This window comes from Micromonospora sp. NPDC049679 (assembly GCF_040659735.1).
Lineage (GTDB): Bacteria > Actinomycetota > Actinomycetes > Mycobacteriales > Micromonosporaceae > Micromonospora_I.
In genome coordinates, this window is sequence record NZ_JBFANZ010000005.1 from 41,563 (window position 1) to 65,693 (window position 24,131).

The 24,131-nt window shown below is 68.5% G+C and carries 23 protein-coding genes; 12 read left to right on the forward strand and 11 right to left on the reverse strand.

All coding sequences use genetic code 11. The features are described 5' to 3' along the window. Positions 1 to 514: 514 nt before the first annotated feature. The 4 genes from mraY to AB0J06_RS05240 form a co-directional block, all read right to left on the reverse strand. The gene (gene mraY, locus AB0J06_RS05225) at positions 515 to 1,618 is read right to left on the reverse strand and encodes a phospho-N-acetylmuramoyl-pentapeptide-transferase (protein ID WP_357424822.1); all 1,104 of its coding nucleotides are present in this window, start codon (positions 1,616 to 1,618) and stop codon (positions 515 to 517) included. Positions 1,619 to 1,860: 242 nt separating this feature from the next. Continuing rightward, on the reverse strand, positions 1,861 to 2,031 hold the full coding sequence (locus AB0J06_RS05230; protein ID WP_357424824.1) for a hypothetical protein: 171 nt from the start codon (positions 2,029 to 2,031) through the stop codon (positions 1,861 to 1,863). A gap of 101 nt (positions 2,032 to 2,132) precedes the next feature. Continuing rightward, entirely contained in the window at positions 2,133 to 2,642 is a 510-nt protein-coding gene (locus AB0J06_RS05235) for a GNAT family N-acetyltransferase (protein ID WP_357424826.1), read from the reverse strand. Between the two features lie 139 nt (positions 2,643 to 2,781). Then, a complete protein-coding gene (locus tag AB0J06_RS05240; protein WP_357424827.1) occupies positions 2,782 to 3,339 on the reverse strand; it encodes a PH domain-containing protein in 558 nt (185 codons plus the stop codon). Between the two features lie 223 nt (positions 3,340 to 3,562). Here AB0J06_RS05240 and AB0J06_RS05245 point away from each other — a divergent pair, with 223 nt between their 5' ends. From AB0J06_RS05245 to AB0J06_RS05290, 10 genes are all read left to right on the forward strand, one after another. Then, complete coding sequence (locus tag AB0J06_RS05245) at positions 3,563 to 3,757, forward strand: hypothetical protein (RefSeq protein ID WP_357424829.1); 195 nt, start codon at positions 3,563 to 3,565, stop codon at positions 3,755 to 3,757. Positions 3,758 to 4,045: 288 nt separating this feature from the next. Then, complete coding sequence (gene mmsA / locus AB0J06_RS05250; RefSeq protein WP_357424831.1) at positions 4,046 to 5,593, forward strand: multiple monosaccharide ABC transporter ATP-binding protein; 1,548 nt, start codon at positions 4,046 to 4,048, stop codon at positions 5,591 to 5,593. Beyond that, a complete protein-coding gene (mmsB, locus tag AB0J06_RS05255; RefSeq protein ID WP_357424833.1) occupies positions 5,590 to 6,888 on the forward strand; it encodes a multiple monosaccharide ABC transporter permease in 1,299 nt (432 codons plus the stop codon). The genes mmsA and mmsB overlap by 4 nt, the downstream gene beginning before the upstream one ends. Positions 6,889 to 6,940: 52 nt before the next feature. Continuing rightward, positions 6,941 to 8,041: a sugar-binding protein gene (locus AB0J06_RS05260; RefSeq protein WP_357424835.1), complete on the forward strand. Its 1,101-nt coding sequence runs from the start codon at positions 6,941 to 6,943 to the stop codon at positions 8,039 to 8,041. 114 nt (positions 8,042 to 8,155) lie between these two features. Next, positions 8,156 to 9,394, forward strand: a complete 1,239-nt coding sequence (locus AB0J06_RS05265; protein ID WP_357424837.1) for an ROK family transcriptional regulator — start codon at positions 8,156 to 8,158, stop codon at positions 9,392 to 9,394. 342 nt (positions 9,395 to 9,736) lie between these two features. Further along, positions 9,737 to 10,456, forward strand: coding sequence for a D-Ala-D-Ala carboxypeptidase family metallohydrolase (locus AB0J06_RS05270; RefSeq protein WP_357424839.1), 720 nt, complete (start codon positions 9,737 to 9,739; stop codon positions 10,454 to 10,456). 47 nt (positions 10,457 to 10,503) lie between these two features. Beyond that, entirely contained in the window at positions 10,504 to 11,460 is a 957-nt protein-coding gene (locus tag AB0J06_RS05275) for a penicillin-insensitive murein endopeptidase (protein WP_357424841.1), read from the forward strand. 147 nt (positions 11,461 to 11,607) lie between these two features. Next, the gene (locus tag AB0J06_RS05280) at positions 11,608 to 12,012 is read left to right on the forward strand and encodes a hypothetical protein (protein ID WP_357424843.1); all 405 of its coding nucleotides are present in this window, start codon (positions 11,608 to 11,610) and stop codon (positions 12,010 to 12,012) included. Between the two features lie 49 nt (positions 12,013 to 12,061). Continuing rightward, complete coding sequence (locus AB0J06_RS05285) at positions 12,062 to 12,454, forward strand: hypothetical protein (protein WP_357424845.1); 393 nt, start codon at positions 12,062 to 12,064, stop codon at positions 12,452 to 12,454. A 65-nt stretch (positions 12,455 to 12,519) separates the two neighbouring features. Continuing rightward, entirely contained in the window at positions 12,520 to 13,605 is a 1,086-nt protein-coding gene (locus AB0J06_RS05290; protein ID WP_357424847.1) for an N-acetylmuramoyl-L-alanine amidase, read from the forward strand. 80 nt (positions 13,606 to 13,685) lie between these two features. Here AB0J06_RS05290 and AB0J06_RS05295 read toward each other — a convergent pair whose 3' ends face one another. Beyond that, complete coding sequence (locus AB0J06_RS05295; protein WP_357425067.1) at positions 13,686 to 14,804, reverse strand: helix-turn-helix domain-containing protein; 1,119 nt, start codon at positions 14,802 to 14,804, stop codon at positions 13,686 to 13,688. A gap of 308 nt (positions 14,805 to 15,112) precedes the next feature. On the opposite strand from AB0J06_RS05295, the gene AB0J06_RS05300 reads away from it, so the two are divergent. Continuing rightward, positions 15,113 to 15,511, forward strand: a complete 399-nt coding sequence (locus tag AB0J06_RS05300; protein WP_357424849.1) for a hypothetical protein — start codon at positions 15,113 to 15,115, stop codon at positions 15,509 to 15,511. Positions 15,512 to 15,659: 148 nt separating this feature from the next. On the opposite strand, the gene AB0J06_RS05305 is transcribed toward AB0J06_RS05300, so the two are convergent. The 6 genes from AB0J06_RS05305 to AB0J06_RS05330 form a co-directional block, all read right to left on the reverse strand. Then, positions 15,660 to 16,466, reverse strand: a complete 807-nt coding sequence (locus AB0J06_RS05305; RefSeq protein ID WP_357424851.1) for an SDR family oxidoreductase — start codon at positions 16,464 to 16,466, stop codon at positions 15,660 to 15,662. Positions 16,467 to 16,695: 229 nt separating this feature from the next. Further along, positions 16,696 to 18,045, reverse strand: coding sequence for an endo-1,4-beta-xylanase (locus tag AB0J06_RS05310; protein WP_357424853.1), 1,350 nt, complete (start codon positions 18,043 to 18,045; stop codon positions 16,696 to 16,698). 503 nt (positions 18,046 to 18,548) lie between these two features. Further along, positions 18,549 to 20,030 carry an NAD(P)/FAD-dependent oxidoreductase gene (locus AB0J06_RS05315; protein WP_357424855.1) on the reverse strand — a complete coding sequence of 494 codons (1,482 nt, stop codon included), beginning with the start codon at positions 20,028 to 20,030 and terminating at the stop codon, positions 18,549 to 18,551. Continuing rightward, positions 20,027 to 20,881: an SDR family NAD(P)-dependent oxidoreductase gene (locus AB0J06_RS05320; RefSeq protein ID WP_357424857.1), complete on the reverse strand. Its 855-nt coding sequence runs from the start codon at positions 20,879 to 20,881 to the stop codon at positions 20,027 to 20,029. Before AB0J06_RS05320 ends, AB0J06_RS05315 begins: the two co-directional genes overlap by 4 nt. Next, a complete protein-coding gene (locus tag AB0J06_RS05325; protein ID WP_357424859.1) occupies positions 20,862 to 21,782 on the reverse strand; it encodes an alpha/beta hydrolase in 921 nt (306 codons plus the stop codon). Before AB0J06_RS05325 ends, AB0J06_RS05320 begins: the two co-directional genes overlap by 20 nt. Next, on the reverse strand, positions 21,779 to 23,134 hold the full coding sequence (locus AB0J06_RS05330; RefSeq protein WP_357424861.1) for a cytochrome P450: 1,356 nt from the start codon (positions 23,132 to 23,134) through the stop codon (positions 21,779 to 21,781). Before AB0J06_RS05330 ends, AB0J06_RS05325 begins: the two co-directional genes overlap by 4 nt. Positions 23,135 to 23,248: 114 nt before the next feature. Between AB0J06_RS05330 and AB0J06_RS05335 the strand changes: the two genes are divergently transcribed. Further along, the gene (locus AB0J06_RS05335; RefSeq protein ID WP_357424863.1) at positions 23,249 to 23,872 is read left to right on the forward strand and encodes a helix-turn-helix domain-containing protein; all 624 of its coding nucleotides are present in this window, start codon (positions 23,249 to 23,251) and stop codon (positions 23,870 to 23,872) included. Positions 23,873 to 24,131 lie beyond the last annotated feature (259 nt).

The following is a 24,131-nucleotide window of genomic DNA, read 5'->3' on the forward strand; positions in this document are numbered from 1 at the left end:
GCGGGCCGCCGCCAGCTCGGCCCGGCGGCGGACCCACCGCCGGGCGAGCGGAACAGCCAGGCGCAGGCCAGCGAAGAGCACGACCGCTGCCAGCACCACGGGCAGCAACCACAGGGTGATGGTCAGCCAGACGGCGCCGTGGTCGAGCCGGCGCTCGCCGAGCGGGCCGACGTCCTGGGGACCGTCTCTGGGTACGCCTCGGCGACGGCGTCGCACAGGTCGTACTCGCCGTACCCGTCGGCGTCGCCGTCCCGCTCGCGCAGGAGCAGGAAGATGACCAGCTTGCGATAGCGACGGCAATCCGGTCACCGTCACCGCCCTCGGGCGCCACAACCGCCGGGCCGCAGGATTCGCACCATCTGATCGACCGGTAGGGCCGGGTTGGCCGCGGCAGCCTCGGCCAGTTCCGGGTCGTCGAGGAGCGCGGTGATCCGCGGTATCGGCAGGCAACAAGCCGATCCCACCGACCAACGCTGACGGCGATGCTGGCACGACCCAGACGTTTCCGTGGCTTTTATCCGACGGCCGCCAAGAAATCCGAGTAGAACAGGCCCAGGCCAGCCGCCACGCAGACGCCGGCCACGGTCCAGAACCGGACCACAATATTGACCTCGCTCCACCCGGCCAGCTCGAAGTGGTGGTGCAGCGGCACCATCCGGAAGACACGTCTACCGGTGGTCCGGAACGAGACGATCTGGATCACCCAGGTCGTCGTGATGATAAAGAAGAGCCCGCCGATCAGGATCGAAAGCAGCGTGGTGCGGGTTGCCACCGCGAGCCCGCCGATCAGGGCGCCGAGCCCGAGCGAGCCCACGTCACCCATGAAGATCCGCGCCGGGGACGTGTTCCACCACAGGAAGCCCACGCAAGCGGCGGCCGCCGCCGCCGCGATCATGGCGACCTCCAGGGGATCCCGGACCTGGTAGCAGTAGTCATTCGCGCGGGCGTACGTTTCGTCTGCGCACCAGTGCCGGTACTGCCAGAACCCGATCAGCCCGTACGCGCCGAGCACCAGGATCGACGCACCGGTGGCCAGGCCGTCGAGGCCGTCGGTGAGGTTCACGCCGTTCGACATCGCCGTGATCACGAAGACGAACACGATCACCGAGCCGACCTTGCCGACGTTCAGCCAGCTGATGTCTCGGATGAACGAGATGTGCTCGCTGGCCACGGTCTGGCCGTTGGTGCTCGCCACGTAGAGCGCGGCGAGACCGAACCCGCCGCCGACGATCGCCTGGCCGAGCAGTTTGCCCTTTGCGGATAGGCCGTCAGAGTTGCGCTTGCGGACCTTGAGGAAGTCGTCGACGAAGCCGACCGCGCCGCAGAAGACGAAGAGGCCGAGCAGGACGAGGGCCGTCATGGTCGGCTTCTCCTGCGCGATCTGCCGCTCGGGCAGCGTGGTCAGCGCCACGTGCCCGGCGACGTAGGCGCAGAGGGTCGCCACGATGAACACGACACCACCCATCGCAGGGGTGCCCGTTTTGCCCTGGTTCGAGGCAAGTCCGAGGGACCGGATCGGCTGTCCGGCCTTAAGCGCGGTAAAGACCCGGATCGCCACAGGCGTACCGAACAGGGAGATGACGAACGCGACTGCCGCCGCGACGATGACCGCCCTCACGGGCGAGCCTCCACGAGATCCGGACTACTCACGGCGTCCCCACCGCGCAATGCGTGTCGGATAAGTCAGCATCATCGATCACGGGGCACGATCTTGCCATCCGACAGCAACCGGAGCAGCCCGGGACCCCACAGCTCCGTGGTTCGCAACTCGCCGACACGAACCCAACGACGGTCTTGCACGAGGCACAACCCGAGTCCAAGCCGCGGAGGGATGCATTCGGACAGTTCCGATAACCGACGTCACCATTTCACGTCCGGCTCCGCCTGCAACGCCAGGCCATCGAAGCCACGGGCCCCGCCCTGCGGGAGGCAACCGGCGATAAGCGCGACGCCCAGGGCGACGACGAGCAGCCCGTTACCGACGCCGCACAGACCAACCATCGGGTGGGCCCATCCAACCAGGTGGGCCACGGGCAACGCCCACAATGGTGCGTGCCGTTCCACGGCGGCCAGGCGTCGATCCGCACCCGGGTGGAGATCGGCGCCTGGGCGTAGGAAGGCAGGCTGGTGGGCTAGATCGTGATCCGGTAACGCCGCACGGCGCCGTGTTCGGTGTCCAGGACCTCCTCGAGGACGCCGCCGTGGTGCTCGATCGTCTTCGCCGAGGCGATATTGTCTACCTCGCAAATGATCAGCATCCGGTCCAGGCCGAGCAACCGTGCCTCGTCGAGCATCCGGCCCAGCGCCCACGTGGCAAGCCCGCGCCGGCGCGCCGACGGCCGGATGCCGTAGCCGATGTGGCCGAAGTCGGTGAGCTCGTGCCGTAGCGCGATCGCGCCGAGCACCCGGTCGCCCTCGACGATCCATCGGTACGTGCAATGCACCCGGCCGCCGTCCAGCGGCTTCGCCGGATCCGTCTCGTCAGCCAGCCGGGCCACCCAGGTCGCGAACCCGGCAGGCGAGTCCACCTCATCGGACGGCTGCAGCCCGAAGCCGTCCTCGTGGACGCCGGGTCCCCACTCGTCACGCGCCTCGAGCCAGGCGGCGCGCAGGCGGACGGTGGGCGCGATCAGGTCGGGCATGCGGCGACGATAGCGATCCACGTCGCACACTGGCACGGGAGCCGGTATTCCGCCCGGCCCCCGGCCAACCTGTCGGATCAGCCGCATGGCAGGAGGCCCGTGCCCGATGCGGCGGTCACCATAGGGCGATCAGGGTATGTCAATGGCCTCGACTTCGACGGTGACGCTCAAGCTGGTCGACCATCCGGTTGAAGTCGTCGGCAGGGAGCACCGGGCCTGACCTCTTTTGCAATGCGGCTGTGCCGGAGCTGAGCTGCACAGGGGTCTCGTACGTCCCACTCGTCGTCGACACCCAGCACGCCTGCCGGTCAGTGTCCGTATCGAATATTCGGGCCGGTCGGACGTCGAAGCCGGTCACCGTAGCCCAGGGCAGGGTGCGGGTAAAGAACACGTACCGAAGTCGTAGTCCATGGTCGTTGACGAAAATGCCGGTCAGATACATCCGGGCGACGAACGTCAGCCACACCGCCAGGACTCCATAGATGACTGCTATCCCGACGGCAGGATGCACGTTCCAGTGACCGCCCCCAGCACGACCCAACAAGCTCGCCGAGATCACCACCGTGAACAGCACTCCGAAGCCCAGGAAGAAGCCGAGGAGTAGCTGGTGGCGGCCCATGGGATGGACCCGCTTCCACGACAGTCGGCCAGTCACAGTTTTCCGGTCCTTCGTTCCCATCAACACCCCGCTGATCATCGCAGGACACGGCAAGGGCTGTCGGACACAAGGTTGCGGTCGGTGGACCGGGTAGCGGGGCCAACCGGCTACCAGGGATCGACACTGCAGCCAGCCGTCTGCCGGCTGTCTGGTCCCACCCCATGCTTGACCGAGCTGTTTCCGGGACATTGCGGACAGAGGGCCCAGCCTCACGGGACGGACGTCAACACCGAGGGCCAGCGCGGCGACGAGAAAGCGGATCGTGACTGAGGTTGATGTCGAGGCATCCGGCTGGGACACAATCGAGGCAGCAGTTGCCCAGGTGGTTCCCGGACGACAGCCGTTGCGCTGGGGAACGAACGCCCTGCCAGGGCAGGACGGCATCTACGGACTGAACGCCTACCGGGTGGACGGCCACCGGCTACCGGTCACGTTCGGGCTACCGAGCGTTCGGTAGGAGCAGCGACGGTCGGGAGGTGAGCGGCTGGGGACTTGAGTTGAGGATGCGGGTGCCGGCAACCGAGGGGTAACGGCGGCCTGGGCTCTTCGCCTCCTGCGGCAGCTTGCATCAGCGCGGCGAGGGTGGCGTGCATGCGTATCGATATTGCAGGTTTGTTACCTAATCGGTGAGCCGGAGGCTTGCGGACGATCTTCTGCGCGCAATAGGTTGCCATCGGCAACAAAAACAGCTGAAGGTCAGACCCCTTCCGGAGGGATCCATGATGGTGGCGAGGTGGTGCGAACGATGAGCGAGGCGCCCATCCTTTTGGAGATGCGCTCCATCACCAAGGAGTTCCCCGGAGTCAAGGCCCTCTCCGACGTCAACCTGGTGGTGCGCGCCGGCGAGATCCACGCGATCTGCGGCGAGAACGGCGCCGGCAAGTCCACGCTGATGAAGGTCCTCAGTGGGGTCTACCCGCACGGCACCTACGACGGCGACATCGTCTACCAGGGCGCGGAGACCCGCTTCTCCGACATCCGGGCGAGCGAGCACGCGGGCATCGTGATCATCCACCAGGAACTCGCGCTCATCCCGGACATGTCGATTACCGAGAACATCTTCCTCGGGAACGAGCCGCGCAGGCGCGGCGCGATCGACTGGAAGTCCGCGAACCGGATGGCGCTGGAGTTGATGGCCCGGGTCGGCCTGCAGGAGGACCCGGACACGCTGATCAAGGATATCGGTGTCGGCAAGCAGCAGTTGGTGGAGATCGCCAAGGCGTTCGCCAAGGATGTGAAGCTGCTCATCCTGGACGAGCCGACCGCCGCGCTGAACGAGGCCGACTCCCAGCACCTGCTGGACCTGCTGCGCGGCTTCCGCGGGCGCGGCATCACCTCGATCATGATCTCGCACAAGCTGAACGAGATCGAGGCGATCGCCGATCAGATCACCATCCTGCGTGACGGCAGGACGGTCGAGACACTGGACGTCAAGGCGGACGGCGTCGATGAGGACCGGATCGTGCGGGGCATGGTCGGCCGCGAGCTGAGCAGCCGGTTCCCGGACCACACGCCGAAGATTGGCGAGGTCTTCTTCGAGGTCCGCGACTGGAACGTCCGGCACCCGATCTCCGCCGAGCGCCAGGTCTGCAAGAACGAGAGCTTCGTCGTGCGCCGCGGCGAGATCGTCGGCTTCGCCGGTCTCATGGGGGCGGGCCGCACGGAGTTGGCGATGAGCGTCTTTGGCCGCTCCTACGGGGTGTACGAGTCCGGCACGGTCATCAAGGACGGCAAGGAGATCGTGCTGAAGTCGGTGGCGGACGCGATCGCCCACGGGCTCGCGTACGTCAGTGAGGACCGTAAGGCGATCGGCCTCAACCTGCTCGACGACATCAAGGCGTCGACGGTGGCCGCCAAGCTGTCCAAGGTCACGCACCACGGCGTCCTCGACGAGGTCGCGGAGTACAAGGCGGCCGAGGCGTACCGCAGGGAACTGCGGACCAAGGCCCCGACGGTCGACGAGAGCGTCTCCAAGCTCTCCGGCGGCAACCAGCAGAAGGTCGTCCTGGCGAAGTGGATGTTCACGGACCCGGACCTGCTGATCCTCGACGAACCGACCCGCGGCATCGACGTGGGCGCCAAGTACGAGATCTACGGCATCATCCAACGGCTCGCCGACCAGGGGAAGGGCGTGATCGTCATCTCCTCGGAACTGCCTGAGCTGATCGGGCTCTGCGACCGCATCTACACCGTGTTCGAAGGCTCCATCACCGGGGAGATCACCCGGCAGGACGCGGATCCGGAGACCCTCATGAAGCAGATGACCTCGACGAAGAAGATGCAGACACGATGAGCCGATTCAAGGACCTGCAGAAGAACCTCTTCGGAGGCACCACCTCCAACGCCCGCCAGTTCGGGATGATCTTCACCCTGGTCGCGATCGTCGTTCTGTTCCAGATCCTGACCGACGGCCTGACCCTGCGGTCGGACAACCTGATCGCGCTGTTCCAGCAGAACTCGTACATCCTCATCCTGGCCATCGGCATGTTGATGGTGATCGTCGCCGGGCACATCGACCTGTCGGTCGGCTCGGTCGCCGCCATCGCCGGCATCCTGGTGGCCAAGTCGATGGCGGAATGGTCGCTGCCCTGGCCCGTCGCGATCCTCTTCGGCCTCGCGATCGGCGCGGTGGTCGGCGCCTGGCAGGGCTTCTGGGTGGCCTACATCGGGGTGCCGGCGTTCATCGTCACCCTGGCGGGCATGCTGCTCTTCCGCGGCGGTAACCAGTTCATCGGCAACGCGAACACGATCCCGGTGCCGGAGGGCTTCCGGGTGATCGGCTCCGGGTTCCTGCCCGAGGTCGGGCCGAGCACGGGCTACAACAACCTGACGCTGCTGCTCGGCCTGGCGGCGTGTGTAGCCGTGGTGTGGCGCGAGTTTCAGACTCGCAAGACCCGCCGGGAGATGGACGCCGATCCCGCCCCGATGTGGATCTCGGTGCTGCGGATCGCCGTCATGGTCGGCGTGATCGTCTTCGCCGCGCTGCGCTTCGCCAGCGGCCGCGTCGGCACCAGTTTCCCGGTCTCCGGGATCATCCTCGTGGCGCTGGTCCTCGCGTACTCCTTCTACACCCGCAACACCGCCGGCGGCCGGCACATCTACGCGGTCGGCGGCAACTCCCGGGCTGCCGAACTCTCCGGCGTGAAGCTCAAGCGGGTCAACTTCCTCGTCATGATGAACATGTCGGTCCTGGCCGCACTGGCCGGCATGATCTTCGTGGCCCGTTCGGCGGCCTCCGGGCCGCAGGACGGCAACGGCTGGGAGCTGGACGCGATCGCCGCGGTCTTCATCGGTGGCGCGGCCGTCTCCGGCGGTATCGGCACCATCAGCGGCTCGATCGTCGGTGGCCTGGTGATGGCGGTGCTCAACAACGGCCTGCAGCTCCTCGGCGTCGGCACCGACCGCGTCCAGATCATCAAGGGCCTGGTTCTGCTGCTCGCCGTCGCACTCGACGTCTACAACAAGAGCCAGGGACGCTTCTCCGTCATCGGGAGCATCACCCGTTCGTTCCGCCGTGACACACCTGCCACACCCACGTCATCGTCAGCCGCGGACCACGAGCCCGCCAAGACGACGGTGCCCGGCTGACGGCCACCGACCTCTCACCCGTATCACCTCTGCAGAAGGGCACTACCTCCTCATGCGCATTCTCATTGGCAAGTCGGTGGCCATCGGCGCCATCGCGGCGCTGGCTCTGACCGCCTGCGGCACCGGCCGCGACGCGGAGTCCGGCGGCTCGGAGGGCCAGGCCAAGGGCTTCTCGGCGGACTCCCTGATCGGCGTCGCCCTGCCGTCCAAGACGTCGGAGAACTGGGTCCTCGCCGGTGACCTGTTCACCAACGGCCTGAAGGAGGCCGGCTTCAAGAGCGACGTGCAGTACGCGGGCGCGTCGACCACCGTGGCGGACCAGCAGGCGCAGATCACCGCCATGGTCACCAAGGGCGCCAAGGTCATCATCATCGGCGCGACCGACGCTGCGCAGCTGTCGACCCAGGTCGCCGCGGCGCACGCGGCCGGTGTGAAGGTCATCGCGTACGACCGGCTCATCACGAACACGCCGGACCTCGACTACTACGTCGCGTTCGACAACTTCAAGGTCGGCCAGCTCCAGGGCCAGGCCCTGCTGGAGGGCATGAAGGCCAAGAAGCCGACCGGCCCGTACAACATCGAGCTCTTCTCCGGCTCGCCGGACGACAACAACGCCGGGGTCTTCTTCAACGGCGCGATGGACGTCCTCAAGCCGGAGATCGACAAGGGCAACGTCGTTGTCGCCTCGAAGCAGACCGACGTCAAGCAGACCGCCATCCAGGGCTGGAAGGCCGAGGGTGCGCAGGCCCGCATGGACCAGCTGCTCACCTCGACCTACGGCAGCAAGGAGCTCGACGGCGTCCTCTCCCCGAACGACACGCTGGCCCGCGCGATCATCACCTCGGTCAAGGGTGCCGGTAAGACCGTCCCGGTCGTGACCGGCCAGGACTCCGAGGTCGAGTCGGTCAAGTCGATCATGGCTGGCGAGCAGTACATGACGATCAACAAGGACACCCGGAACCTGGTCAAGCAGAGCATCGCCATGGTGAAGGCGCTGCAGGCCGGTAACACCCCCGAGGTGAACGACACCAAGTCCTACAACAACGGCAGCAAGGTCGTCGAGACGTACCTGCTCCCGCCGGTCGCCGTCACCAAGGCGAACGCGGCGGAGGCGTACGCGAACGACCCGAAGCTCTCGCCGCTCACCAAGTAAGCACGCAGGGCAGTCATTGACGGTCGTTGGGTCCCGGGCTCCGTCTCCCGGGACCCTTCGTCGTCATGGTGCCGGCGGACGACGCGGAAGCGACGGCGAGAGGAGGCCCCGACCGTGGCGACACCTGTACGGTCCGGGCTGCCCCGGGCCGTCCGGAACCCGGAGTTCCCACTGCCCTCGGCACCCGGTGCCACCCAGGAGGAGATCCGCCGGCAGAATCTCGGTGCCGTGCTGCGCCACGTCCACGTACACGGTGCGACCTCGCGTGCCGAGCTGACCAGCCGGCTCGGCCTCAACCGCAGCACCATCGGAGCGCTCGCGGCCGACCTTGCCGCCACCGGTCTCGTCACTGAGGAAACACCGACCACCGCCCGTCGTGCTGGCCGGCCCTCACTGGTGGTGAGCCCCCGCTCCGACCGCGTCTACGCGCACGCGCTGAGCATCGAGGGGGACCGGCTGCGCGCCGCGCTCATCGGCCTCGGTGGCCGCATCCTGGACCTGCGCGAGGTCAGCCGCCCCGGCGGGATGTCCGCCTTCGACGCCGTCGGCCCGCTGGGCGGTCTCGTGCGTGACATGGACAGCGCCGTCGCCGCGGACGCGCTTTTCGTGGGTGGCGCGGTCGCCGTGGCCGACACGACCCGCGACCGCGACGGGAAGATCCGGATCGGCGGCGCCGACGACGCACTCCGCACTGCGCTCGAGGCCGAGTTCGCCCCCGGCCTGGGCTTCGTCGCTGGCGATCTGGCCGACATCGCCGGCCTCGCCGAACACCTCCGGGGCGCGGCGGCCGGCATCAACGATCTCGTCTACCTGCACGGAGACCTGGGCATCAGCGCCGGCATCATCATCGGCGGCCGGCTGGTCGTCGGCCACCGGGGGCACAGCGGCAAGGTCGGCCATATGGTGGTCAACCCGGGCGGCCTGCCCTGTGGGTGCGGCTCGCGCGGCTGCTGGGAGACCGAGATCGGCGACGCGGCGCTGCTGCGGCACGCCGGCCGGGAGCCGGGGGAGCGCGGCGGGATCCTCGAGGTCCTGGATGCGGCGGCCAGCGGCGAGCGTTCGGCCCGGGCGGCGCTCCAGCACGTCGCCGACTGGCTCGGCTTCGGTGTGGCCAACCTGGTCAACGTGGTCAACCCGGACACCGTCGTGTTTGGCGGCTCGCTGCGCCGGGTCTACGCCGCCGGGGCGGACGCGGTCCGCCGCCGCCTGGACGAGATCGTGCTGCCCGCCTCCCGCGAGCACGTGCAGTTGCGGGCGGCGGCGCTCGGCCGCAACGCCGCCCTGATCGGCGCCGCCGAACTTGCCTTCGACCAGCTGCTGGCGGACCCGCTGAACGCCGGGGCCGCGGGGTAGCTGTTCTGCCCGGACGAGCTGGCCGAGGCCACAATCCCGCGACTCGCGACGCCTGAGCACGAATGCGCGCCGTGTCCCGGCGCGGAGCCGTTCCCGTGAGACGTTCCACACGGGTGTGGGAAGCCCTGCTCGGACGGGCTGTGCCGTCCCAACCGTCCCACGTGATCCCAGAGGCATTGCGTCGACAGCCCGGGTGGAAAATGGTGACCCCGTCATCATTGGACAGTGGCCGGGTTCGATGTCCGGCCGCCATGAACGGGACGGAAGATGTCCATGCATAGTTCGGAAAACGGCGGGACCCCGCGTCGGCGACTCGGATCCGTACGTTGGCTCACGGTCGTCATGGCGCTCGCCGTCAGCGTGCTGACCACGGGTCTGGTCAGCCTCGGCAGCGCCGCACCCGCCGCCGCGGACGGCTGTTACACCTGGAGCGGCACGTTGCGCGAGGGCTCCACCGGCGAGGCGGTCCGGCAGCTGCAGATCCGGGTGGCGGGCTGGGTCGGCCAGGATGAGGTGCTCTCGGTCGACGGCGAGTACGGGGCGCGCACCGCCGCGGCGGTGAAGCGCTTCCAGGCCGGGTACGGCCTGGGCGCCGACGGCGTCGCCGGACCGCAGACGTTCAACAAGATCTACGAGCTGCAGGACAACGACTGCACGCCGATCCACTTCACCTACGCCGAGCTGGACAAGTGCGGCGACAACTACACCGGCAGCTCGAAGGCCTCGCAGGCTACGGCCAAGGCCCGCACGCTGCAGGTGATGTGGCAGCTCGAGGCCCTGCGCCGCAAGCTCGGCGACGACCCGCTGCGGGTCACCTCAGGGTTCCGCAACGACGCGTGCAACGCGCGGGCCGGTGGAGCGGCCGACAGCCCGCACCTGTACGGGCTCTCGGGCGACCTGGGCTCCGGTCCGCACTCGCTCTGCACGATCTACCGCGCCGCCCGTAGCGCGGGCTTCAGTGGCCTCCTCGGCCCCGGATACCCGGGCCACGACGACCACGTGCACGCCGACAACCGGCACGTCATCGGGCGGGCGGCCTTCCGTAGCGCCTCGTCATGCTGACCATGGCCACATCCGCCACAGCGGGTGCCCGGCCTCAGCAGCGCCGCATGGTCGTACGCGCGATGGTGATGGCGGCGGCGCTGGTCGGCACGCTGCTGGTCGGCGGTCGGGCTGAGGCGTTCGCCAACGCCTTCTACCCGACGCAGAGCAGCGGGAACCGGGGCAGCGATGTGGTGGCGTTGCAGTACCTGCTGCAGCAGAGCGGGCACAACGTGACCGCCGACGGAGTCTTCGGCTCCGGCACCGACGCCGCGGTGAAGAGCTTCCAGTCCGCCAAGGGGCTGACGGACGACGGCATCGTCGGCCCCAACACCTGGGCCGCTCTGGCGGTGACCGTACGCCAGGGCTCCCAGGGGTCCGCGGTCAAGGCGCTGCAGGCCCAGCTCAACGCCAAGCGTCGCCTCAGCCTTGCCGTCGACGGGAACTTCGGCGGCGGTACCCACGCTGCCGTGGTCGCCTTTCAACAGCACGCCGGGATCACCGCGGATGGCGTGGTCGGGGCAACGACGTGGAAGAACCTGCTCTGGCACTACGACTACCCCGACGTGGGCGCCGGCATGTGCGACAGGGACCCGGACGGGAACGGCGCGGCCAACTGGGGCACCGGCGCGGCGGTCGGGCAGCTCGAGGCGGCGGTGCGCTCCTTCGGCACCTCGCAGGGGCAGGTCCCGCTCGGCGACATCGGTTTCGAGCACGGCGGCGACATTCCGGGTCACGCCAGCCACGAGGTCGGGCTTGACGTGGATCTCTGGCCGATCCGGACGGACAACGCCCAGTGCAGCGCCGGCCGGATCACCTGGCAGTCCGCCACGTACGACCGGGCCGCGACCCGTGACCTGGTCAAGGCTATCCGGGCGGCAGCCTCGGGCCACACCAAGGTCATCTACTTCAACGATCCCACGTTGATCAGCGAAGGGCTGACCACCCAGTATCCCAACCACGACAACCACCTGCACGTCCGCTACTGCGAGCGGGTCCACCCGAACAGTCTCTACGACTGCTGATCCTCGGGTACGGCGCCGGCCGCGAGTCACGGGGGCGGCGGCCGGCGCCCGGACCACGACAGTGGCCGAGTCATACGCACGCGCCGGGGCCGCGGCACCGACGGTCCGCGGCCCCGGTCGGCCTCCACCCCATCAGAAAGGAACCTCATGATCACCTTCAAACCCCGGGTTGTGGCAGGAGCGCTGGCGTTGGCCGGCGGGCTGCTCGGTGGCGCGGTAGCGCAGCCGGTCGCGGCGTCCGCCGCCCCCACCTGCTACGGCGAAGCCGACAACTGGACGTACAACGGCGGGATCAAGGAGATCGGTCCGTACACCGCGTCCACCCGGTGCAACGACATCAATCTGAGGACCAACGGCAACTACATCGTGGCCTGTGTCGTCTTCGTCGATCACACGAACCTCTGTAACCGCGACAACAGCTACCAGAACGTTGGACCGGCATGGGCCGCGATCGCCACGGACGTTCGCAACGGCACCCGCTTCAAGGTGCGTCTCCGGTCCTACGACGTCTCAGGCGAGCTCAACGCTACCGGCGGCAAGGTCGCGTACTGACCGGCACGGTGTCAGCTGACGCCCCCGAACGCACAGGAAAGGAAGCCGAATGTCCACATCGGCTCGACGACGCATCTCCGCCGTGATGGTGGCCGCCGGTCTGCTCGGTGGCGCGTTTGCGCAGCCGACGGCGGCATCCGCGGCCACCACCTGCTACGGCGGCGCCGTCAACTGGACGTACAACGGCGGCACGAAGGACATCGGCCCCTACCGGGCGTCGCCACGTTGCCGAGACATCAACCTGAAGACGAACGGCGGGCAGGTGGTCGCGTGTGTGGTCTTCATCGACCACACGAACAACTGCAATACCCACCCCGAACCGGACATCTTCGGAGCCACGTGGGCCGAGGTCGCGACGGACGTCATCGACGGCACGCGCTTCGTGGTCCGGGTTTTCGAGTACGGGGGCAACACGTCGGAGTCGGGCAAGCTCGCCTTCTAGCTCAGCCTGGCGGCCCTGCGTCTTCCTGCCCGGCACACAAGCCAATCACGTGAAGAGGTCATCCAGTGCAGGACATCCCAACACCCGGCGCTGCGCCGATCGCGCGCCGACGATTTCTCGGACTGACGGCGGCGACCGGCGTGGGCCTGACCCTCGGTGCCGGCCCGATCGGCGCGTCGCTCGCCTCCGCCGCAGCACCTCCCACGATCCATCCCACCTCCTCCTGGGGCGCCGTGCCGCCGTCCTCGGCAGTCGAAATGCTGAACCAGGCACCGAAGAAGCTGTTCATCCACCACACCGCGACCGGCAACAGCACGGACTACTCGCTCGCCCACGGGCAGGCACTGGCCCGTTCCATCCAGCGCGACCACATGAACCGGGGCTGGATCGACAGCGGGCAGCAGTTCACGCTCACGCGTGGCGGCCACGCGCTCGAAGGGCGGCATCGCAGTCTCGAAGCGCTGCGCAACGGGCGTGTCCACGTCCAGGGCGCGCACTGTACCGCGCAGAACGACGTGGCGGTGGGGATCGAGAACGAAGGCAACTACATGACAGTCGACATGCGCGCGGAGCATTACGCCGTGCTGGTCGACTTTTCCACCTACATCTGCAGTCAGTTCGGCATCCGGGCGTACCAGATCTATGGTCACCGCAACTTCAACGCCACCGACTGCCCCGGGGATCGGCTCTACGCGATGCTGCCCCGGCTGCGCTCGGACGTCGCGGCCCGGATCGGGGGCGATCCGACGCCGCCGGCGTGGCCCACCTTACGCCGGGGCGACCGGGCCGAACGCGTGAAGGCGCTGCAGTATCTCCTTCGCTCGCGCGGCGCCACGATCGAGGTGGACGGCGACTTCGGAGCTGCCACCGAGGCCGCCGTACGTGACTTCCAGGGGCGCACGAAGGCTTCGTCGGACGGCGTGGCTGGATCGCAGACGTGGAACCAGCTGGCGTGGTACCTGACTCGCGGCGCGTCCGGAGAAGCGGTCAAGGCGGTGCAGAACCAGCTTGTCGCCAACGGCATCTCCGTCGCGGTCGATGGCGCCTTCGGTCCGGGGACCGAGACCGGGGTCAAGACCTTCCAGAATCGGGTGAGCCTCACCGCCGACGGCATCGTCGACCCCCGAACGCTTTCCCGGTTGCTCGCCTGAGGACCCGGTCGGCACCCTCCTGATCCTTCTACCGTCCGGGGTCCCGCAGCGCTGCCAACGCTGCGGGATCGCGGGCGGTCCTATTGGCTACCGGGACTGGGCGTACCCAAAGGTCCCGTGGACGCGGACGGGGCGGGCGTGGCAGCGGCCGCGCAGTGCTCCCAGTGGCGGAAGTCGCGGTGCTCCTCCCAGGCCCGCTTCGCGACGGCGATATTCCACTGTGGATCCAACGCCTGGCGCGGTGTGCCGTCGTACCGGCTCAGTAGCCCGTCGGAGAGTTGGAAAAGACCCCAGTTCCGGCTGGCGTTGGTGTTTGGTAGTACGTACAGCGGGTCCAACTTGGACTGGCAACGGGCAATTCTCACCGCACTTTCCGCCACCTCCGGGCCGAAGACCTCGCGGATCTGCGCTTCCACCTGCTGTGGCGACCACGTCGCCATCGAGACTCCGCCCTCGTAGAGGGCGCGCTTGGTGGCGTTGTCGACCACGCCCTTGGCCGGGAGACCGGCGAGGACCTGGAACGCGGTGACCTTGCGGAGGGTCTGCGGTCCGAAGCTGCCGTCGATGCCCACCGTGGTGCCGGTCCGGGCCAATAGTCGCTGCACCTCGCGTACGCACTCGTCCTGCTGGCCCATGGCAATCACCTCGGCGCAGGCGCGCGACATCAGCAGCGGATCGTCTCCGTCCGCTTCGACCGAGCCGGACGATTTCCACGGCGACAGCACGACAAGAACCGCCGCGGCGATCAATGCCGCCGCCACTCCGATCATCAACGGTCGCCGGTACCACGAGCGGACGGTCGCCGGAGCGCTGAGGGAAGTCGTCGAGGGCTCCGCCGCCACGTCCGGATCGTCGACCGGGACGGGCTCGCGGTCTGCCGCGATGGTGGCCCCGGCCGGCTCGGCCACAGCCGCGTCATCACCCGTAATCAAGGCGGACTGTGCTGCGGAGGCGACGGCCCAGCGTCGGTGCAACTCCAGCAGTTCCTCGCGGCTCGCACCGCAGACACGGCCCAGCCGGCTGAGCGCGTCGAACTGGCTCGGCACGGCGGCACCCGAGCAGTAGCGGTGCACGGTAGACCTGCTGAGTCCCGAACGCTGTGCCAGCGCTTCGTAACTACGACCGGTGCGGTCCTTCAGCTGCTGCAACAGATCGGCCAGGTCCTGCGTTGCGCGGGAGTCAGACATCAGTCGCCCCATCACTGGTTGTAAATACCGAAGCGCGCAGAGCGTACACCGGCCGGGTAAAGCACACGTGCTGAGTCATCGATGCGACGTCGCCCGCTCGCCGCGGCCCGCCGTTGCCGCGCCGCACTTCTCGCCCGCCGTTCCAGCCCTGAACGTTTTCCCTGACCAGGGGCGGCGTCCCATCCCACCATCCCAGTGAACCGCGGGGCGTTGTCGGCCGTCCGGCAGCGGGACAGGCTGTCGCTGGGCGACCCGAGGTTCGCCCGATGCGACCCGTCGCCCATCGTCCCCGTTCAATCCTTCTCCTGGGAGATACGCCAGTGAAGATCCACACTCTCACGCGCACCGTCGTCTCCGCCGGTGTCGTCCTCGTATCGGTGGCTGCCGCGGCGCTCTCCGGCGCCGCGCCCGCCGCTGCCGCCACGAGATACGGCTGCGAATGGCCCCGGGTCTGCTTCTACAAGACCGAGGCCGATTGGCAAGCCAGGCGTCCCACCGCCACTTATCAGGACATGGGTTACTGGCAGACGCTGGGGTCGCACAGCGCGTACTCCGAGGTCGTCTACAACTCGCGCAACGATGACGGGGCGCTGCTGCGCATGCAGAGTGGGATCACCTACTGCGTGAAGGGCGGCCAGACGACGCCGGAGTTCTTCATGCCGGTCTACCAGGATGGTGCCATGGAGGAGCTCAAGATTATGGATTCGAAGACCTGCTGACGAACGGAAGGCCACACGGCGCGGACCAGGACAGCGCCGGTGCATGGCGTGGCCGGGAAGCTGCAAGTCCAGCCCCCGGCCACGCCGCACATGATCGGCGGTGGCTCGTACCGGTGGTTGATGCTGGGCGTGGGCGCGCGAAAGCGCGTCATCCGCGCAGCAGGTCCTGCATCTTGCTGGCGATGAGGCTGGCGGCGCGCCGTGAACTGAGGCGGTACAGACGGTCCATCAGCTTCGCGTCCCGGCCGATCAACACCCGGTAGGCGTTGTGTTCCATGCCGTCGAGGATCTCGCGGGCCGCCCGCGCCGGCGTCGTGATCTTGCGCGTCTGGGCCGCGGCCTCGGTGTTGTTCATCGGGATCGCCACGCCCGAGTTCGTGGTGATGTTCGTGGCGACACCGCCGGGGAAGACGGCGGTGACCTGGACGTTGGTGCCGGCGCACTCGGAGTGCAGGCCCTCGGTGAGCAGCTTGACCGCCGCCTTCGACGCGCCGTAGATCGTCTGGCCCGGGACGGGCACGAAGCCGCCCATGCTCGCCACGTTGACGATGTGCCCCTCCGGGCGCGCGAGCAGCAGTGGCAGGAACGTCTTGGCCAGGTGGAGCGTCCCGGTCCAGTTGACGGCGAAGACTCGTTCGATCGCCTCGTAGTCGAGGTCCTGCAGCTTGACGAAGGGCTGGATGATCCCGGCGCAGTGCACGAGTCCGTCGACCGCGCCGTGCCGTGCCGTCACCTGCGCGGGTAGTGCTTCCACGGCCGCCCGGTCGGTGATGTTCAGCATGTGCGTCGAGACGCTGCCGTCAGCCGGGGCCAGCTTCGCGGTCTCCTCGAGCGTCGTCGCGTTGAGGTCGACGGCGGCGACCTTCGCGCCGCGCCGTAGCGCCTCGAGCGCGACCGCCCGGCCAATGCCGCTTCCCGCCCCGGTGACCACCAGGACCTTACCGGCCGCCTTCATGTGAGCCTCCTGCACAGTCTGGTCGGGATGCGGCAGACGTCGCGGCATCCCGGGTTTCGGGTTCGGCCGGCGACGTCACCGGAAGATCGACGGGTGCAGTATCGCCCAGCCCCGGTCGGCGACGTCGCGACGGGCCGGGGCCGTACCGCCTACGACAACTACGACGGTGACGGGGGCTGATCGACGGTCCCGGTGCGGAGGGGCACTCCGCACCGGGACGGCCGTCAGGTCAGGTGGCGGTACAGGTGGGGGTCATGCCGGCGGCACTGCCGGTGCCCTGGAAGCCGAACTCGGTTGATTGTCCGGCGGCGATGTGGCCGTTGTAGCTGACGTTGGTCCATTGGACGGTGCCGCTGTTGCCGCTGCGTTGGGCGTTCCACGCGTTCGAGACGGTGGCGCCGGAGGGCAGGGTGAGGGTCACCGTCCACGAGTTGGTGCCGGACGATCCGGCCGTGACCCGGACGGTGGCGACGAACCCGCCGGTCCAGGAGTTCAGCGACACGGTCGCGCTGCAGCTGCCGGGCCCGCCCGGTGGCGGCGTCGTCGGCGGGTTGGTGGGCGGGTTGGTCGGCGGCGTGGTGGGCGGGTTGGTGGGCGGGTTCCCGCTGTTCAGCGCGGACAGCGCCGCGTCGTAGGCGGGCTTCTTGTTTCCGCTGTTGTCGAACAGCAGGGGAGTCTGGGAGGCGCGCCAGGAGTCGCTGTCCCGGATGCCCCACACGGTGATGCCGTTGCAGCGCGACACGGCGAGGCAGTCGTTCACCACGTTGCGGTACGTCGTGGCCGAGGCGCCCTCGATGTCCAGCTCGGTGATCTGCACGTCCACGCCCAACGCCGCGAAGCTGGAGAGTGTGGTGCGGTAGTTGCCCGGGTACGGCGAACCGCTGTTGAAGTGGGATTGCAGGCCGACGCAGTCGATCGGCACGCCGCGCTGCTTGAAGTCCTGGACCATCCGGTAGACCGCCTGGGTCTTGGCGTGGGTCCAGTCGTCGGTGTTGTAGTCGTTGTAGCAGAGCTTGGCGCCGGAGTCGGCCGCGCGCGCGGCGCGGAACGCGGCTTCGATCCAGTCGTTGCCGGTGCGTTGCAGGTTGGAGTCGCGCCGGGCGCCGCTGCTGCCGTCGGCGAACGCCTCGTTGACCACGTCCCAGGCCACGACCTGGCCGCGGAAGTGGGTGGCGACCTGGGTGACGTGGTTGAGCATCGCGTTGCGCAGGGCCGTGCCGGACATGTTCTGCATCCAGCCGGGTTGCTGTGAGTGCCAGGCCAGGGTGTGGCCGCGCACCTGCATGCCGCGGGAGCGGGCGTGGCTGACAATCCGGTCGGCGTTGGTGTAGGTGAACTGGTTCTGCTGCGGCTCGGTCGCGTCGATCTTCATCTCGTTTTCCGGCGTGACCGAGTTGAACTCGCGGTTCAGGATCGTCGTGTACACGCTGTCGCTGAGCTTGTTGGCCGCGACCGCTGCGCCGAAGTACCGGCCCTTTTCGGCAGCCGAAGCGCCGAGCGTGGTCGCGGCGGTGGCGGAGGTCGCCATGATCATCGACATGCAGGCCGCGAAGCCCACAGCGGACAGTACGACCGACATGCGCCGGACGGTCCTCGCCGTCGGGCGCCGGACCGGGCGTCCGGATTCGTTTGTCATTGCTGCCTCTCAAGAACACGTGGAGTGGGGATGCCGCGGTAGCCGGGGCCACGCGACGGTGGGGGACCATCCGCGGAGGTGTCGAGCGAACCGTGACGGTCCGCGCTCGCCCGGGGACGGTGACATTGGCCGGGGTGCCACTCCGCCAGGCCCGTTGTGCTCAAGCCGCACAACCAACCGGACCTCCGACCGGTGCGGCCGGCGGGACCAGGTTCCAGTTCAGGTTACGGAAAATTTCCGGTAAATCCAAGGTACTCGATACATCACCTGTCGGCCCGCTGTGGCGTCAGACGCCGTAGCGAGGGCAGGCGGATCGCGGCGGTCGCGACGCCTACGGAGGACCGACGGGAATCGGTTGGGGGCCGACGGGGACGCCGGCAGGTCGCGTGCCTGCCGGCACGACCAGCGACTGAGCGACTTTCAGGACGTCCAGATCCCGGAGGCGGTCAGGATTCCGCGGGAATCGCGGCGTCGCGCGTGGGCCGGCGTTGGCATCGCAGCACGCCGTCGTCGACCCGGCCGTACCGCAGCTTCAGCACATCGTGCGCGTAGCTCATGCCCAGGCGCCACGGAGCCCGTGAGCCGGCTTTCGGGAACTCGTCGATAGAGCGCAGCACGTAACCGGCCTGGAAGTCCAGCAGTGGCTGCTCGGTCAGGCCCGGGTCGGCGTTGGTCGGGACGCACTGGTCGTAGCCGTGGGTGTCCAGGTGTCGCAGCAGCCGGACGACGTATTCGCTGACCAGGTCGGCCTTGAGCGTCCAGGACGCGTTCGTGTAGCCGATGGTGAACGCGAAGTTCGGCACGCCGCTGAGCATCATGCCCTTGTAGGCCATGGTTTCCGGTGGCGTGATGTCGCGGCCGTCGACGGTGAGTTGGATGCCGCCGAAGGCCAGCAACCGCAGCCCGGTGGCGGTGATGACGATGTCCGCCTCGAGTTCGGCGCCGGATTCCAGGCGCAGTCCCGTCTCGCTGAACTCCGTGATGTGGTCGGTGACCACCGATGCTCGGCCGTTCCGGATCGCGGTGAACAGGTCACCGTCGGGAGCGACGCACAGCCGCTGGTCCCACGGCTGGTAGCGCGGCGTGAAGTGGGTGTCGATGTCGTAGCCGGGCGGTAGCTGCTGGACAGCCCCTTTGCGGATCATCGACTTCATCACCTGGGGTCGGCGTCGACTGAGCTGGTAGATCAGCGTGCTCAGCGCGACGTTCTTCCACCTCGTGATCGGGTATGCGCGCCGTACGCCGACCAGACGCCGCAGCCGGTTGGCGATCGGGTCCTCGGCGGGCAGGGACGCGATGTAGGTGGGGGAGCGCTGGAGCATCGTCACGTGCGCTGCCCGGTCGGCCATGGCCGGCACGATCGTCACCGCCGTCGCGCCACTGCCGATCACGACGACCTGCTTGCCGGTGTAGTCGAGGTCGGCCGGCCAGTGCTGCGGGTGGACGAGTGTTCCGCCGAACCGCTCGATGCCGGGGAAGTGCGGTGTGTGGCCGGCGTCGTAGCGGTAGTAGCCGCTGCAGACGTACAGGAAGCTCGCGGCCAGGTGGACCGGTTTGCCGTCGTGTACCGCCTCCACTGTCCAGCGCGCGTTTTCGCTGGACCACTCCGCGCGCACCACCCGGTGCCCGAAACGGATGTGTCGGTCGATGCCGGCTTCGGTGGCGGTATCCCGGATGTAGCGGAGGATCGAGGGCCCGTCCGCGATGGCCTTGGCCTGTGTCCACGGACGGAACCGGTAGCCGAGCGTGTGCATGTCGGAGTCCGACCGCACGCCCGGGTACCGGAACAGATCCCACGTTCCGCCGATGGCGTCCCGCGCTTCCAGAATCGCGTAGGTCCGCTCGGGTAAGGCCGCCTGGATGTGGTGCGCGGCGCCGATGCCGGACAGCCCGGCGCCGACGATCAGCACGTCGACGTGGTCGGTCATCGCACCGACTCCCTGCGCCGACCGCGCAACCCGGACTCGAGCCGCGAGATCACGGCGTAGTAGTGGGTGGGTGCGATCCGGGCGAGTGCGTCGAACAGGTACGCGTCCGGGCCGACGAGGATGCGTGCCTTACCGCGTTCCACGCCACGGTGGATGATCGTCGCCGCCTTCTCCGGCGAGGTCATCGTGACCGCCTCGAACTGCGCCGCCATCTGTTCCTTCGTCCGTCCCAGCCCTTCGGGATCCTTGCGCATCCGCGCGTTGCGGGCGATGTTCGTGGTGATGCCGCCCGGGTGCACGGTGACGGCACGCACTCCGGTCCCGCGTAGCTCCTGGCGCAGCGCCTCGGTGAAGCCCCGTACCGCGAATTTCGCGGCGCAGTAGGCGCTCTGGTAGGGCATGCCCAGCAGCCCGAACACGCTGGAGGTGTTCACGATTACGCCGGCGTCCTGTTCGACGAGGATCGGCAGGAAGGATCGGGTTCCGTTGACCACCCCGTGGAAGTTGATGTCGTGCAACCAGTCGTCGTCTTCCGGCACCGCCTCCAACACGGTCGAGGTCACCGCGACACCGGCGTTGTTGAACACCGCCGCCAGGGGGGCCGGGAGCCACTCACGCACCTCATCGGCGAACCGGAGCTGATCCGCCGCTTCGCGGACGTCGAGGACCCGGCTGAGCACCGGACCGCGCAGCGACGCCGCGGTCTGCTTCAGCCCGGCCTCGTCGACGTCGGCGATGGCCACGGGCGAGCCCAGTCCCGACAGTCGCCGGGCGAGGCTGCGGCCGATGCCCGATGCGGCACCGGTGATGACCACCGGACGGCCGGTGATCCTAGGAGCTGGTCGCGGCATCGGTGCTCCTCGTGGCTGGGGGCCGCCCGGCAGGACGGGCGTGGTTGTCGATGAGGTCGAGCAGGGTCGGCCAGGCGTCCTTCGGCAGATCGTGGCCCATGCCGGCGATGCTCTCCAGCCGGGCATCCGTGATCGCGCGTGCCGTGGCCGCTCCGCCGGTGGGATGGACCATGCGGTCGCGATCGCCGTGGATCACCAGCGTCGGGGCGGTGATCGTCCGTAGCTGTGCTGTCCGGTCGCCGGAGCGGAAGATCGCGGCGAGTTGGCGTGCCGTCCCCGCCGGCGACGGCTCGCGGTCCCACGCCAGGCCGGCCTGCTCGCGTACCCACGCCTCGTCGAATGCGAAGCCGTGCGAGCCGATGTGCCGGAACATCCGTACGGTCCGGTCGACCGCTTCCTGTCGCGTCTTCGGCGGCCGGGCGGCCATCAACCGCCAGGTGGAGAGCGCGGGCCGCCCGGTGCGCCGCGCCCCGGTCGTCGACATGATCGAGGTGAGGGTGCGCACCCGGTGCGGGTGCAGTGCCGCGACGGTCTGCGCGATCATGCCGCCCATGGATACGCCCACGAGATGCGCCTGGTCATATCCGAGCGAGTCGAGTAGACCCACGGTGTCGGTGGCGAGGTCGGACAGGTCGTACTGCTCCGCGGGCCAGCGTCGTCTCATGATCGAGGCCAGGCTGGCGGGCCGGAACGGCATCTGCGTCGACCTGCCGGCGTCGCGGTTGTCGAAGCGGATGACGCGGTAGCCCCGGGCCGCGAGCTGTTCGCAGAACGCGGTCGGCCAACTGTGCAACTGCTGGCCCAGCCCGGCCACCAGGACGATCGGGTCGCCGCCGGCGTCGCCGAACTGCTCGTAGGTCAGGGAGATGCCACGCCCGACGGTCGTCAGCTGCTCGGTCACGGCGCCACCTCGCTGCGCTCGGCGTTCATGGCTGCTACGGGGGATGCCGACGGGCTGCTCCGGCGACGCACGATCGCCTGGCCGCCCTTTGCCGGGGCGTTGGCGACACCGCGGGAGTGCCATCGCTCGTCGCGTTCGTCCGTCGGTATCAGCTCGACGTCGCGCAGCAGCGTGCGCAGGACGACGTCCAACTCCATGTTCGCGAATGCCGCGCCGACGCAGCGCCGGGTGCCGCCGCCGAACGGGATCCACTGGTACAGGTCCGGCTTCGCGCCGAGGAAGCGGGACGGATCGAAGGCCCGCGCGTTCGGGAAGAGCGACTCGTCCTCGTGGATCAGGGCGATGCTGACCAGCACCGCGTACCCCTTGGGTATGGTCCACCGGCCGAGTCGCAGGCTCTCGCCCGTCACCTGGCGCCCCACCATGTCGATGACCGGTCGGGTGCGCTGCACCTCGACGATCGCCGCCTCGCGCAACGCCTTACCGCCCGCGTCCACCTCCGCTACCAGGTCGCGCAGGACCGTGGGGTGGCGGCGAAGCCGCTCGATCGCCCAGGCGAGCGTCGTGGCCGTTGTCTCGTGCCCGGCGGCGAGCAGGGTGAGCAGTTCGTCGGCGATCTCGCTGTGGCTCATCGGCGAACCGTCGTCGTAGCGGCTCTGCAACATCATCGCCAGGATGTCGTCGCGTTCGTCGAGCTTCGGGTCCTGCTCCGCCTTGTTGATCAGCCGTTCGACGACGGCGTCGTAGTCGCGGCGCATCGCCCAGAACCGGCCCCACGGACTCCACCGTCCCCAGTCGACGGTCGGAACCGGTACCACGGCCAATCGGGAGCCGAGCGTGATCAGAGCGGGCAGCACTTCGCGGAGCTGGGCGAACTCGGCGCCTTCGGCGCCGAAGACCGCCCGCAGGATGACATTGAGGGTGATGCGCATCATCGACGGCAGCGTCGCGAATGCCCGGCCTTCCGGCCACGAGGCCAACTCGCGCACCGTCTCCGCTTCGAAGATCGCCTCGTACGCGGCGAGCCGGCGGCCGTGGAACGGCGGGACGAGCAGCTTGCGCCGCCTGCGGTGCTCCTCCCCGGTGAGGGCGAACAGCGAGCCGGGACCGAGGACCCGCCCGAGGTTGCGTTCGAGGTTGTCGGCGGCATCGGGACGGGCCTGGAACAGTTGCTTGATCTCGGCGGGGTCGCTGATGACCACGGCGCGGCCGAAGATCGGCATGTTGACGGTGAAGGCGTCGCCGTAGCGGTCGCGCCGCCCGGGCATGCCGCGCCGCGGCGCGGTCAGCGTGTACGCGGCCTGCACGAAGCGTGGCGTCGACGGGCCTGGCGGAAGCGTCACAGTGGTCATGGGAACCAGCACCTTCCCGGCGTGGTACGTGGACGTACCACCCGAACGGTACGCCCGTGTACCGTTCCATTCAAGGGCTTCACTGGAGGTGAGAGGTATAGCGTGACCACGGTGATGACCGCACGACGCCAGCGCCACGCGGAGACGACCGCGAGCGCGCCCGATGACGCCGGCGCCTTCCGCGAGCGGCTGCTCGACGGCCTCGCCGTGTCGATCGCGGAGGTCGGCTACCGGAACACCACGGTCGCCGACATCGTGCGCCGGGCGCGCACCTCCCGGCGGACCTTCTACGAGCACTTCTCCGACAAGGAGGCATGCTTCGTCGCGCTGCTCACCGACACGAACACGGCGATGGTGCGCCAGATCTCCGCCGCCGTTGACCCGGCCGCGCCCTGGGCTACCCAGGTGCGACAGGCCATCGAGGCGTGGATCGCCTCTGCGGAATCCGCGCCCGCCATCACGTTGAGCTGGATCCGTGATGTGCCGTCGCTCGGCGCACCGGCACGTCGGTTGCAGCGCGACGTGATGGAGGCCTTCATCGTCATGATCCAGACGCTCTGTGACACCGATGAGTGGCGCTCCGTCCGCGCCGGCCCGGTCTCCCGGCAGCTCGCGATCATGCTGCTCGGTGGGTTGCGCGAACTGATCGCGGCCACCGTCGAGGACGGCGGACAGACCAGCGACGTCACGGAGGTCGCGGTCCAGGCCTCGATCGCCCTGCTCGGCCCGCGCGCGTAACGTCCCGAACCCCGCGTCAGAGCAGGAGCGCGCCCCCGGCGCCGATCAGCATCAGCACCCCGCGGCGCGATGGCCACGCGATCACCTTCGAAGGCCCCATCGTCCCCGGGCAATATCAACTAACGCCCGTCAGGCCAGTCGCGCCGAAACCGGGAGAGCCTCATCGAATCCGAAGACGCCAATTCGTCGTACCGGGAGAGTAAGACTGTGGGTGCCGTCTACTTCGAGATCCGAGGTACCTGGGTCGAGAACGAAACGG